11 protein-coding genes are annotated in these 12,644 nt (G+C 57.6%); 3 read left to right on the forward strand and 8 right to left on the reverse strand.

Features of this window, described 5'->3' with window-relative positions:
- Positions 1-78: 78 nt before the first annotated feature.
- The 8 genes from CGERO_RS05520 to CGERO_RS05550 all read right to left on the reverse strand — a co-directional run bounded on the left by CGERO_RS05520 (position 79) and on the right by CGERO_RS05550 (position 9,598).
- A complete protein-coding gene (locus tag CGERO_RS05520; RefSeq protein ID WP_123934019.1) occupies positions 79-1,386 on the reverse strand; it encodes an anaerobic C4-dicarboxylate transporter in 1,308 nt (435 codons plus the stop codon).
- A 185-nt stretch (positions 1,387-1,571) separates the two neighbouring features.
- Entirely contained in the window at positions 1,572-2,417 is an 846-nt protein-coding gene (gene hisG / locus CGERO_RS05525; RefSeq protein ID WP_123934021.1) for an ATP phosphoribosyltransferase, read from the reverse strand.
- 18 nt (positions 2,418-2,435) lie between these two features.
- Positions 2,436-2,699 (reverse strand): phosphoribosyl-ATP diphosphatase, encoded by a 264-nt coding sequence (locus CGERO_RS10720; RefSeq protein WP_206423883.1) that lies wholly within the window; start codon positions 2,697-2,699, stop codon positions 2,436-2,438.
- A 39-nt stretch (positions 2,700-2,738) separates the two neighbouring features.
- Positions 2,739-3,419, reverse strand: coding sequence for an HAD family hydrolase (locus CGERO_RS05530; protein ID WP_206423884.1), 681 nt, complete (start codon positions 3,417-3,419; stop codon positions 2,739-2,741).
- Positions 3,412-6,987, reverse strand: coding sequence for a methionine synthase (metH, locus tag CGERO_RS05535; protein WP_123934023.1), 3,576 nt, complete (start codon positions 6,985-6,987; stop codon positions 3,412-3,414). Before metH ends, CGERO_RS05530 begins: the two co-directional genes overlap by 8 nt.
- A 50-nt stretch (positions 6,988-7,037) precedes the next feature.
- Positions 7,038-7,397 carry a hypothetical protein gene (locus CGERO_RS05540; protein WP_123934025.1) on the reverse strand — a complete coding sequence of 120 codons (360 nt, stop codon included), beginning with the start codon at positions 7,395-7,397 and terminating at the stop codon, positions 7,038-7,040.
- A gap of 10 nt (positions 7,398-7,407) precedes the next feature.
- Positions 7,408-8,667 carry a cysteine--1-D-myo-inosityl 2-amino-2-deoxy-alpha-D-glucopyranoside ligase gene (mshC, locus tag CGERO_RS05545; RefSeq protein WP_123934027.1) on the reverse strand — a complete coding sequence of 420 codons (1,260 nt, stop codon included), beginning with the start codon at positions 8,665-8,667 and terminating at the stop codon, positions 7,408-7,410.
- A gap of 13 nt (positions 8,668-8,680) precedes the next feature.
- On the reverse strand, positions 8,681-9,598 hold the full coding sequence (locus CGERO_RS05550) for an undecaprenyl-diphosphate phosphatase (RefSeq protein ID WP_123934029.1): 918 nt from the start codon (positions 9,596-9,598) through the stop codon (positions 8,681-8,683).
- Between CGERO_RS05550 and CGERO_RS05555 the strand changes: the two genes are divergently transcribed.
- From CGERO_RS05555 to CGERO_RS05565, 3 genes are read left to right on the forward strand one after another with little or no spacing between them, the layout of a single operon-like run.
- Complete coding sequence (locus CGERO_RS05555) at positions 9,582-10,463, forward strand: aldo/keto reductase (RefSeq protein ID WP_245998785.1); 882 nt, start codon at positions 9,582-9,584, stop codon at positions 10,461-10,463. The genes CGERO_RS05550 and CGERO_RS05555 overlap by 17 nt on opposite strands.
- Before the next feature lie 28 nt (positions 10,464-10,491).
- On the forward strand, positions 10,492-11,490 hold the full coding sequence (locus CGERO_RS05560) for an NHL repeat-containing protein (RefSeq protein ID WP_123934033.1): 999 nt from the start codon (positions 10,492-10,494) through the stop codon (positions 11,488-11,490).
- 36 nt (positions 11,491-11,526) lie between these two features.
- Positions 11,527-12,636, forward strand: a complete 1,110-nt coding sequence (locus CGERO_RS05565) for a quinone-dependent dihydroorotate dehydrogenase (protein WP_123934035.1) — start codon at positions 11,527-11,529, stop codon at positions 12,634-12,636.
- Positions 12,637-12,644: the final 8 nt, after the last annotated feature.

Raw genomic sequence — 12,644 nt, forward strand, 5'->3', positions numbered from 1 at the left:
AGACAATGTTTGCTCCTTAGGGTGTTGGAGTGAAGTGCAGCACTATTTTAGAAGGTTTTGAGGTGCCGTGGTCGTGGTTTAGAGCATCACCGTGCCAAAGAGGAAGCCTAAGGCGACAGCGATGATGATGCTGACCGTACCGGGAATGATGAATGGGTGATTGAACACGGCGCCGCCAATCCGTGTGGAACCGGTATCGTCCATTTCCACTGCTGCCAGCAGCGTTGGATAAGTGGGCAGCAGGAAGAGTGCCGAGACCGCGGGGAATGCGGCAACCACCGTCAGAGGCGACACACCAATCGCCAAAGCCGCCGGGAGCAATGCCTTGGCGGTGGCGGCCTGAGAATAGAGCAAGGCAGCGGCAAAGAAGAGCACCACGGCAAGCATCCACGGATATGCGCCAAGCAATTCGCTGGAGAAACCCTTGATGTCTTCGATGTAGTAGTTGATCAAGGTGGTGCCAAGCCACGCCACACCCAGCACACACACGCATGCCGACATGCCAGAGCGGAACACCTGGGTCTTCAAAATTTCATCTGCCGGGATCTTGCAGCACAGAACAATCGCCGTAGCGGCAGCGAGCATCATGGACATGATCGCCTCATTGCGGGGCAAGGCTGGATCGGAAATCAAACCAACCTGCTCCGAAATCATCGTTGCGTAGATCATCACGAGGACGATGGCGGCCAAAAAGATCCACACCGAAGCCTTAGCACCGCCGGTTGCTTCGTAGCGCTGTTCGCCTCTAGGCCTGCTAACCAAGCCTTTTTCCAGACGTTCTTGATACACAGGATCGTTATCAAGCTCCTTGCCAAGGCGATTGGCCAGCCAGGCAGTTGGGAAAATCGAAAGGAATGTCGCGGGAATAGCCACAGCGAGCAGGGAAAGATACCCCACACCCATCGGTTCGAGGATGGATGCGACAAACACCACTGCTGCTGAAATTGGAGAAGCGGTGATAGCCATCTGTGACGCGGGAACGGCCACCGACAAGGGTCGGGACGGGCGAACGCCGGATTCCTTGGACACCTCCACGATCACCGGGAGTGTAGAAAACGCTGTGTGCCCGGTGCCGGCGAAGAGCGTCATCAAATACGTCACCACCGGGGCAACGTAGGTGATGTACTTCGGGTTCTTGCGCAGTGCTTTCTCAGCCACGTGCACGAGATAGTCCATGCCACCTGCGCGTTGCATTGCGGAAATTGCGGCGATGACCGACATAATGATGCCGATGACGTCGAAGGGGATGTCCTCGCGAGTTACCGGCACTCCACTGAGGCCGAGCAACAGCACGCCAAGTCCACCGGCAAATCCAATACCGATGGATCCGAGCCGAACGCCCAGGATAATGGCTGCGAGGACGATCACAATATGGAGAATGACCATGTTGATCGCGACTCACTTCTCTGTTGGGGGCGACTAACTTTTTCGTCGCACTCACTGTTTTCAATCGTTCTCTCACCCCCGGTCGCGTTGCAACTTTGGTATAACCCCAGGACGCGAAGATTTTGCACCGTTGACATGCAAAAACCCGGCGCCGTTTTTCACAGCGCCGGGCGAAACGTGTCCAATTACACGCGGGCGATTCGAATATCTGAAGCCAGGATGGCCTCCGCCCCGATGTCAACCAGAGCATCCATAATGTGGTTCGCCTCGGCTTTCGGCACCATCGCGCGCACCGCCACCCATCCCTCGCGGGCCAATGGGGATACCGTGGGACCTGTTACACCGGGAGTGATCCCCCGAGCTTCCTCCAAGTGCTTTGCGTCCACGTTGTAATCCAACATCAGGTAGCGCTGCGCGTGCAGGATGCCTTGCAGCCTGGCCAGAAATACTTTCTGCTCCTGGTTGACCGCGACACCCTTGCGCCCAACCACCACTGCCTCGGAGTCCACGAGGGCTTCTCCGAATGGTTCGAGACCTTGTTTTCGCAGGGTTCTCCCGGTTGAGACGACATCGGCGATTGCATCTGCTACGCCCAGCTTGATGGAAATTTCCACGGCACCGTCCAGGCGAATCACCGTTGCTTCAATCCCCCGGCGTGCCAGATCAGATCGCACCAAGTTGGGATAGGAGGTGGCAATGCGCTTACCTTCAAGCTTTTCGACGCTCCACTGTTGCCCAGCGGGGGCCGCATAGCGGAACGTTGATGCGCCGAAGCCGAGCGTCATCACTTCCTCAACCTCCGCCCTGGAATCCGCAGCGAGGTCTCGTCCGGTGATGCCGAGGTCAAGTTGACCGCCAGCCACATAGATCGCGATATCTTTGGGGCGCAAGAAGAAAAACTCGACATCATTGGTCTTATCCAAAATGGTAAGCATCTTGGATTCGCCCCGGCCGGGATATCCAGCCTCGCGGAGAATCTCTACGGCAGCCTCTGAAAGCGAGCCTTTGTTGGGAATTGCAACCTTGAGCACGGTTGGCCTTTCTAAACGTTAGAGATACTTGTAAATGTCTTCTGGCGTGAGGCCTCTTTTGAGCATGATCACCTGCGACCAGTACAAAAGCTGAGAAATCTCTTCGGCGAGGGCGTCATTAGATTCATATTCTGCAGCAAGCCAGACTTCTCCGGCCTCCTCGATCACCTTCTTGCCGAGGGTGTGGATCCCTGAATCGAGTGCTCGAACGGTACCCGAACCTTCTGGGCGTTCCTCTGCGCGTTGGGCGAGCTCTTTAAAAAGCGTGTCGAAGTTTTTCACGATGGCTAAGTATGCCACCAATGAGCAATTTCTTCAGGATTAGCTCCCCAATCTAAGGGCGTTGTGCCAATACTCGAGCTCTCCTGCTTCACTGAAATCAAAGTGGATATCGCCACAAATGCTACGCATAGAATGCGCACCTGCTACTAAATCTTCTTCGTGTTCTGGCAAGCCCACCACGGTTGCGCCAGCGCTCAATGCCGCCTGCATCCCCGCCGGAGAATCTTCAAACACAAGACATCTCTCAATACTGATTCCGAGGGCCTTGGCGGCGTGGAGATAAATGTCCGGCGCTGGCTTGCCTCTGGGAACTTCATCTCCACACACGGTGTGGTTGAACAAGGCTTGACCGATCCGCTCGATTGCGGGGTCTGCGACTGCTCTCTCGGTGTTGGTGGCGATAGCCATGGGCACCCCGGCGCCGTGCAGGCGGCTAAGCATCCTCTCCACGCCTGGACGCAAGGTGAGCTCTTCTGCGAAAAGTTGTTGCATCCGCGCGTGGGACCACCACCGCCAATAATCGATGTTCACTTCCTTAATCCCTGCATGCTCAGCGCAAAGCCTCACGGTGAAAGGAAATGCGGCACCAACGGTTCTTGCTTGGAGCTCCGGCGGTATCCGCTTGCCCATCGCCTCGCTCATGGCATAGGTGGTTTTGGCCCACAATGGTTCTGAATCAACCAGTGTTCCGTCCATGTCCCACACGATGGCGTTAAACATTGAAGTACTTGGCCTCCGGGTGATAGAGCACGAATGCGTCCGTGGATTGCTCAGGGTGAAGTTGCAGCTCCTCACTCAGGCGAACTCCAAGCCGCTCGGGCTTGAGTAAAGCGACGAGCGTGCGTCGATCCTCCAGTTCCGGGCATGAGCCATAACCGAAGGAATATCGGGCCCCTCGGTAATCCAAATTGAAAAAACGCTCGGGGTTGGCCGCGTCTTCATCGCTGGCGCGGGTGCCGTCGGCGAGCTGCAAGTCATGGCGGATTCGAGCATGCCAATATTCGGCCAGCGCCTCGGTGAGCTGTACACCCACGCCGTGAACCTCGAGATAATCGCGGTAGTTATCCTCGGCAAAAAGCTTATTGGCGAAGTCTGCGATCGGTTGGCCCATGGTGACAAGCTGCATGGGGAACACATCAACTTGTCCAGTCTGCTGAGCTAGGGCACGGTCACGAATGAAATCGGCGATACAGAGGAATTTGCCCCGCTGCTGACGAGGGAACTCAAAGCGCGCGATTTCCTCCGCGTTGGGATCAGGCTCGGCCAACAAGATGACGGTATTTCCTTTTGAAACCGCGGGAAAGTAGCCATACACCAGTGCGGCGTGATCGAGGATGCCTTCGGCTTTGAGACGATCAAGCCAATAGCGCAGGCGTGGACGCCCGTCAGTTTCCACGAGCTCTTCGTAGCTTGGGCCTTCTCCGCCGCGCGTGGCCTTGAGTCCCCAGCGCCCCATAAATAGCGCGCGCTCATCCAAGGTTGGTAGGAATTCTGCCAGCGCAATGCCCTTGACCACTCGGGTACCCCAGAAAGGCGGCGTTGCCACAGGGACATCGGGGGCAACCTCCGAACGCTGCGGAACCTCTACCGGTTGGGCCTCTGCCTTGCGCTTTTCGGCAATCTGCTGGGAGCGCTCACGTCGAGCCTTGCGCTCTGCGCGTTTCTTCTCTATTGCGGCCAGTTCCTCAGCATCAACCTCAATGGACTCACCATTGATCCGCGCCATGAACTCTTGCATTAGACGCAGCGATTCGAAGGCGTCCTTGGCGTAGTGCACTTCGCCCTCATACACCTCTGCAAGGTCATCTTCGACATAGGCCCGGGTGAGTGCAGCCCCGCCAAGAATCACGGGGAAGTGCGCTTTGGACACCGCGTTCATCTCCTGAAGGTTTTCCTTCATGATCACCGTGGACTTGACTAGAAGACCAGACATGCCGATGGCATGCGCGTTGTGCTTCTCAGCAGCTTCAAGGATGTTGGAAATTGGCTGCTTAATACCGATATTGACCACGTTGAAGCCGTTGTTGGACAAGATAATGTCCACCAAGTTTTTGCCAATGTCATGTACGTCGCCCTTGACTGTGGCAATAACGATCGTGCCATTCGATCCAGAATCGTCCTTGGCTTCCATGAACTGCTCCAGGTGTGCGACTGCATGCTTCATCGTCTCAGCGGACTGCAGCACGAACGGCAGTTGCATCTGTCCGGAGCCGAACAACTCACCCACCGTCTTCATGCCCGCGAGCAGGTCTTCGTTAATGATCTGCAGCGGAGTCTTCTGCTCCATACCGGCTTTAAGATCATCCTCAATGCCGTTCTTCTCGCCATCGATCACGCGCTGCGCGATGCGCTCAAACAAGGGCATTGCAGCCAGCGCTTCGGCTCGTGCGTCCTTGGATGAAGCCGCCGATACGCCTTCGAAGAGCTCCATAAAGGTCTGCAGCGGATCGTAATCTTTGCGGCGGCGATCATAAACCATGTCGAGCGCAACTTCGCGCTGGCGCTCATCGATCCGGTTCATTGGCAAGATCTTGGAGCTATGGGCAATGGCTGAATCCAAACCGGCCTGCACACACTCATGCAAAAATACCGAATTCAGTACCTGGCGCGCAGCGGGATTGAGGCCAAATGAGATGTTGGAAAGCCCCAAAGTGGTGTGAATATTTGGGTGACGCCGCTTGAGTTCTCGGATCGCTTCGATGGTCTCGATGCCATCGCGACGAGTCTCCTCTTGCCCTGTAGAAATGGGGAACGTGAGGCAATCGACGATGATGTCGCGCTCATCGAGGCCCCATGTGGTTGTGATGTCTTCGATGAGGCGCTCGGCAATACGGATCTTGTCTTCGGCTGTGCGTGCCTGGCCTTCCTCATCAATGGTGAGCGCCACAACAGCAGCTCCGTGCAGTTGCACCAGGCGCATGATTTTTTGATAGCGCGAATCGGGACCGTCGCCGTCTTCGAAGTTCACCGAATTCACCGCGCAGCGACCTCCGAAGTGTTCGAGGCCGACGCGGATCACTTCAGGCTCGGTGGAGTCAATCATCACGGGCAGCGTGGAACTGGTGGCCAGCAAAGATGCGAGTTGAGACATGTCTTGGGTGCCATCGCGTCCCACATAGTCAACGCAAAGATCCACCATGTGTGCACCGTCGCGAGTCTGCTGCTTGGCAATCTCGATGCAGGTTTCCCAATCGCCGCTCAGGATGGCTTCGCGAAAGGCCTTTGAGCCATTGGCATTGGTACGTTCGCCAATCATGGTGATGCCGGTGTCGTGCGTCAGCGGCACGCTGCTGTACAGCGAAGACACTGCGTCGAGCGGCTCGGCGTGTCGTTGCGCCTGGGTAGCATTGCCAACGATCCGATCTCGCACTGCGGTGATGTGCTCAGGAGTAGTGCCACAGCAACCACCCACCATGGCCAAGCCATAGTCCTCAACGAAGCGGTAAAGGGCGTCGGCAAGCTCGCTGGGACCAAGTGGATACACGGCGCCATTGGGTCCGAGCTCCGGAAGCCCCGCGTTGGGCATCACTGAGACGGGCATGTTCGCGTTCTGCGAGAGGTAGCGAAGGTGCTCGCTCATCTCATCGGGACCGGTGGCACAGTTCAGGCCGATCATGTCCACTCCGAGCGGCTCAATGGCGGTGAGTGCCGCACCAATTTCAGACCCCAACAACATCGTGCCAGTGGTTTCGACCGTGACGTGGCAAATCAGCGGAACCGAGCGCCCGAGTGCATCGAAGGCCTGCTTGCAGCCATGCACCGCTGCCTTGACCTGCAATAGGTCCTGGGCAGTTTCGATCAAAATGGCGTCGACGCCACCTTCAACCATGCCAAGCGCGGCCTCGCGATAATGATCCCGGAGATCCCCGAATGGGGCGTGACCCAGCGATGGAAGCTTGGTGCCGGGTCCCATCGAGCCAACGACAAAACGGCGCAGTCCTTCGCGGCCCGGTTCCATCTCATCGGCGACTTCGCGGGCAATGTTCGCGCCCTTAAACGCAAGTTCCCGGCAGCGATCCGCAATGTCATAATCTGCCAAGTTTGGAAGATTGCAACCGAAGGTATTGGTTTCTACCAGGTCGGCCCCAGCCTCGAAGTACGCGCGGTGGATACTCGCCACCACGTCGGGGCGGGTGTGATTCAAAATCTCATTGCAGCCCTCAAGACCAAGGAAGTCTTGGTCGATGTCAAGGTCGAAACCTTGCAGTTGCGTACCCATAGCGCCATCGCCAATGAGCACATGGTGTTGAAGGGCTTGGAGAAACGGGGATTGCGTCGCGGTAGTCATCGAGTAGACAGCTTAGTACGCAACCGCCGTTCCGCCCTATCCATCCGAATCTAATCTTCGTCGTCCTGGAACATAGGGAACTGGGAAACTTTGGCCAGATCAACACCATGGATTTCCGCAATGTTGGCGATGAGCTGGTTCAATTCCTCATGCTCTTCCGGTTCTATCACCGCGTCAAAGTGCTTAGAATTAAATTCATCGAGCGCAGCTTCGAGTGCCCCCACCTGTTCGCCAAAGTGCTTCGAATCTACGCTAGCGCTAAAGCGCTCTAACAACCGGCGCAGCTCCGGAATGGCCTCCGGGTCGAATGGCGGTTCCCAGAATTCCTTTTCTTCCGGCTTGAGGTAAGCACCCGTGGCGAACTCCTCAAGATCTGCCAAGAATTCGTCAATCATGGCCTGTGCATTCATGCTGTGCTCCCTATTGTTGCTTGAGTTTCACGCCGAGTAGCGCATCGCAGGCATCAGCGATGATGGCGCCCGCGCGGGTCACGCCTTCTCCCGGCTCCGATTGCTTCCTCGCCCACTCATCCACCACCTCAAGCGCGCTGGGCGTATCGAGATCTTCGGATAGGGCTGTAGCCAATGCCTCCGCAGCCGCCAGGGCAGCGCGCTCATCATCGGCTCCACGCACCGCAGAGCGCCACAGCGCCAGGCGGCGTTCTGCGTGAGTAAGCACCTCTTGGGACCAATCGCGATCGCTTCGATAGTGACCTGCAAAAACCCCAAGCCGAATGGCACTTGGGTCATGGCCAGCCTGGGTAAGTTTGGAAACAAAGACAAGGTTGCCCAATGACTTACTCATCTTCACCCCATCCAGCGCGATCATGCCTGCGTGCACGTAGTGCCGAGCCATTCTGTCCACGCCATGTGCCGCTTCAGCATGAGCCGCGGAGAACTCGTGGTGCGGGAATTTGAGGTCCGACCCACCGCCTTGGATGGCAAAGCTCGCGCCGAGGCGGTTGGTTGCGATAGCAGAGCATTCAACGTGCCAACCCGGACGCCCGGGGCCGAATGGCGCATTCCAGGAGGGCTCACCTTTACGGGCAGCCCGCCAGATCAACGCGTCAAGCGGGTCACGCTTGCCTTCGCGCTGCGGGTCGCCGCCGCGTTCGGCAAAGAGTTCCTCCATGGTGGGGCGATCATAATTGGACTCGTAACCGAACTGCTTGGTGGCGTGGATCGAGGCGTAGATGTCCGGATACTCATCGTCGAGCATGTAGGCTGCGCCGGCGTCGAGAAGTTCTTGAACCATCTCGACTACTTCGTCAACGCTTTCCATCGCCCCCACGTAGTGCTGGGGTGGGATGACTGAAAGCGCCTCCATATCGGAACGGAACAGGTCGATCTGGCTTGTGCCGAGCTCGCGCCAATCCACGCCATCGCGCTCTGCGCGCTCGAAGAGCGGATCGTCCACGTCGGTGATGTTTTGGACATATTCCACCTCGTGTCCCGCGGCACGCAGTTGGCGGATTGCCAGGTCGAAGGTGAGGTATGTCGCCGCGTGGCCTAAATGCGTGGAGTCGTACGGCGTGATTCCACACACATACACACCAACGCGATTCCCACTGATATCCACCGGCTTTATGCACTCATCTGCTGAGTCGTACAGCTTGAGCTGGGGAACATGAGCGGAAATCGCGGAAAAATCGGGAAGTTCGGGCTGCGACCATGAATGCATGCCCACCACTGTATTAGATGGGTTGCAAAACGCCAGCAGCAAGCAAGCCCATAACTGCTAGACCGACTGGGATGCGATACGCCGCAAACCATGCGAAGGAGTGGTGAGACACGAACTTCAGCAGCCAAGCAATGGAGGCGTATCCCAGCACAAACGCGATTGCGGTGCCGAGGAAAAGCTGCGCACCGCTCGCCGCCTGACCTGCTGCGGGATCAAAGGCATCTGGTAGAGAGAACAGTCCAGAGGCCAAAACCGCGGGAATTGCAAGCAGGAAGCTGAAACGGGCCGCAACTTCGCGGTTCAACCCAACGAACAGACCAGCCGAGATGGTGCCGCCGGAACGGGATACACCGGGAATTAGCGCGAGGCACTGGGCAAGGCCCATAATGACCGCGTCCTTCATAGTCAGCTTGTCAAAGCTGCGCTTTTTGCTGCCAAGCTTTTCGGCAAGGATGAACACGAAAGAAAAGATCACCAGCATTGATGCGGTAATCCAGAGGTTGCGGGCACCTTCGCGGATGATGTCTTTAAGCAGCAGGCCGGCCACCGAAACTGGAATGGTGCCTACGATGACCATCCAGCCCATCCGGTAGTCAAAACCACGCTGCGTTTTATCGAACAATCCGCGGAACCACGCGCTCAGGATGCGCCAAATGTCGCGTGCAAAGTAGACCAATACTGCGGCCTCGGTGCCGAGCTGAATCACAGCGGTGAAGCTGGCACCAGCGTCTTCTCCCCAAAACAGTTGAGAAACAATACGCAGATGACCGGAGGAACTTACCGGCAAGAACTCGGTGAGGCCCTGGACGATGGAAAGAATGATCGTCTGCGCCCAGGAAAGGTCGGTGCTGGAGGCTTGTTGCGCCAAGGTCTGTTCAATCACATCTGGCAGCGTACTACTAGTGTTGAGCAATGTGAGTAATGCAAACATCGGCGCGAGCGGACTGCGAGTGTCCTCGCTTGGGCTCGGCACCGAAACATGGACGCGCGGCACTGATAGCCACGAAGCTGCAGCAATCGCGCGCGCCTTTCGCGACGGCGGGGGTTCGCTTTTCGACGTCGCCGCGCACGCAGCACCACTGGCGGCCAAAATTTTGCACCGGGAGGATATCGTGTCGATTGCCTCCGGTGTGAACCCATCTGCCCCATTCGGGCAGCGTGTTGATTGCTCGCGCCGCAACCTCATTGCCCAGCTCGATGGCATGCTCACCGCCCTAGGTCGCGACCATATCGATCTATGGACCGTTGGCTATTGGGACGCTAATACCCCGGCCTTCGAGGTGGCGGACACACTCGAGCACATGGTGCGCCAAGGCAAGGTTCGCTACGCCGGTGTTCGGGGATATCAGGGCTGGCAGCTTGCGCTCACCCATCGACGAGATGTGGTGGCGGCAATAACCCCTTATAACTTGTTACATCGGCACCCGGAGACCGATCTTTTCCCCGCCGCTGAATATTTGGGGGTCGGCATCATCGCCGGCGCTCCCCTCGCACAAGGGGTACTGAGCGGACGCCACGACCTCAGCACCCTCCAGCGTGAACATCCGCAGCGCTATGCCCAAGCACACGGCCTATCCAGCGGCAGCGAGGCCGTGGTCCAGGCGCTCAAGACCGCGGCCGAAGGGTTGGGAATATCCATGGCGGCCGCTGCGCTTGCCTGGGTACGTCATCAGCCCGGCGTAGCGAGCGTACTGGCTACACCTCGGACTGCAGAGCAATGCGATGAGCTGCTGGAAGCACAGACTGTGACCTTGCCCCGCGCAATTGTAAAAGCGCTCGATGATGTGACCTTGTAGCGCACGGTGGCTGGTAGGGTTATCGGCTGTGAGCAACGCGTCGAAGATTCTCGGAATTGCCCTGTGCACGGCCACCCTCGCCGGGTGTGGCACCACCGTGACCGAAGTAGCAAAAGACGATCAAGCCCCCGTGGGCAATGCTTCCCCAGCGGCATCCCCGCAGCAGACGCAACCCGACGGCACAGTGATCGGCATGCCAGCAATTTCTGATCTCGACGTCATCGGCAACACCCTTGCAGTGCGAAGTGAAGACGCCCTTCTCATCGGCACCGTCGAGGGCCAGAAATTTGTACAGCAGCACAAGGTAGATTTATCCAAGGAATGTGGTGACGTGACTGCGTCGACAAGCTCCTTTATCAGTGCCTGCCCCGATGACGTCAAGGAAATTCATTTCGACGGCAACATCAGCACACACCCGGTGGATCATCCCGCGAGCGTAGCGGTGAAAACCTCCAGTGGGGAGATCATCACGGGCAACAAAGATCAGGATGAAGTGTGGGTGTACCGCGAAGGGCAAGAGCCAAAGAATATTCGGGTTGAAAAGAACACGGATCAGATGATTCGAGTTGGCAATGACGATGGGCCTGACGCGGTAGTACGCATTAACCGCGAGTACTCGGTTATTCAAGACGTCCATTGGGAGGACAACGAACCAGGGCCAATTTTGCGCGTCGGATCCGGTGTAGGCACCATCGCTCCCGGCGAACGTGGAGTGCTGCTCGCCAGCGACACCGTAGGCAACCAACTCGCGCTCTACGCCGCCTCCGAGATCATCCGGCTCCACCAAACCATCGATACTCCCCCAAGTCCCTGGGCCGTTGCCTGGGATCAGCAACGACAATGGGCCTGGACTGTATCAACCCAGGACAACGTACTGCTCGCCTACTCCCCGGCCACCGGCACCCTCGAGCGTCAGCAGGAGCTACGCGCGGTGGAAAACGCAACTTCACTGGCAGTCACAGAGGACGGCGTAGTTGTTGCGGGCTCAAATTCGGGCGCCGGACTGCAGATCATCACCCCCAAGTAAATCACCCTCGATACAACAGCTAAGGAATCCGCGCACATGGCTCAATCGCACCCACTCCGCACCAAGGCGTATCAGCTCGCGCTCAAGGGCATGTTCCAGCTCGCTCCAGAAACGATCCACGGAGTGATCGCCACGGGCATGGGCGCAATCCAAAACTCAGGTCTGCTGCGCACGGGGCTCTCACGAGTCCTCCCGGTCCGCGACGATGTGCTTGAACAGGAAGTATTTGGGGTTCGATTCCCCAGGCCTCTTGGGTTGGCCGCTGGGTTTGATAAGAACGGCGAGGCCGCCGATGCTTGGGACGCTATCGGTTTTGGGTATGCAGAACTCGGCACCGTTACCGCGTCGCCCCAACCAGGGAATCCCCAACCACGGTTGTTTCGGCTGCCCAAGGATAAGGCAATCTTGAACCGGATGGGATTCAATAACGTAGGAGCGGCAGAGGTTGCTGGAAACCTGCGCCGACGCCATCACGAAGGTGTAGTTGGCATCAATATCGGCAAAACCAAAGTGGTGGCCGCCGAAGATGCCGTCGCAGACTATCGCCGTTCGGCATCATTGCTCGGCGATCTCGCCGACTATGTATGCGTGAACGTTTCTTCGCCGAATACCCCAGGGCTGAGGGACCTTCAGGCGGTGGAATCGCTGCGCCCGATTCTCGCAGCGGTACAAGCAGCCACAACCAAACCAGTGTTGGTGAAAATTGCCCCCGATCTCAGCGATGAAGACGTCGACGCAGTGGCGGATCTTGCACTTGAACTCAAGCTCGCCGGCATCGTCGCTACCAATACCACCATCAGCCGCGATGGACTCCGAAGCGACACAGCCCAGGTAGAAGCGATGGGCGCAGGCGGTATCTCAGGTCCCCCTGTTGTCGATCGAGCACTCGAAGTGCTGAAACGTTTGCACACCAAGGTCGACGGCAAACTCGTGCTCATCGGTGTTGGCGGTATTAGTACTCCCCAGCAAGCATGGGAGCGCATCGCAGCCGGTGCCACCCTCCTACAGGGCTACACCGCCATGATCTACGGCGGCCCCGATTGGATCAGGGATATTCACCTCGGGCTGGCTCAGCAGGTACGCGAACACGGCCTCAGCAACATCGCTGAGGCCGTGGGAAGTGGATTGCCCTGGACCCTTGATTAAGCGACTCG

It is taken from the genome of Corynebacterium gerontici, assembly GCF_003813985.1.
GTDB classification, from domain to species: Bacteria; Actinomycetota; Actinomycetes; order Mycobacteriales; family Mycobacteriaceae; genus Corynebacterium; species Corynebacterium gerontici.

Excerpts from the sequence above, each read along its gene's own strand:
- CGERO_RS05520 (WP_123934019.1), bottom strand. The coding sequence starts at position 1,386 with ATGGTCATTCTCCATATTGTGATCGTCCTCGCAGCCATTATCCTGGGC.
- CGERO_RS05530 (WP_206423884.1), bottom strand. The coding sequence starts at position 3,419 with ATGTTTAACGCCATCGTGTGGGACATGGACGGAACACTGGTTGATTCA.
- metH (WP_123934023.1), bottom strand. The coding sequence starts at position 6,987 with ATGACTACCGCGACGCAATCCCCGTTTCTCCAAGCCCTTCAACACCAT.
- CGERO_RS05540 (WP_123934025.1), bottom strand. The coding sequence starts at position 7,397 with ATGAATGCACAGGCCATGATTGACGAATTCTTGGCAGATCTTGAGGAG.
- mshC (WP_123934027.1), bottom strand. The coding sequence starts at position 8,667 with ATGCATTCATGGTCGCAGCCCGAACTTCCCGATTTTTCCGCGATTTCC.
- CGERO_RS05550 (WP_123934029.1), bottom strand. The coding sequence starts at position 9,598 with ATGTTTGCATTACTCACATTGCTCAACACTAGTAGTACGCTGCCAGAT.
- CGERO_RS05565 (WP_123934035.1), top strand. The coding sequence starts at position 11,527 with ATGGCTCAATCGCACCCACTCCGCACCAAGGCGTATCAGCTCGCGCTC.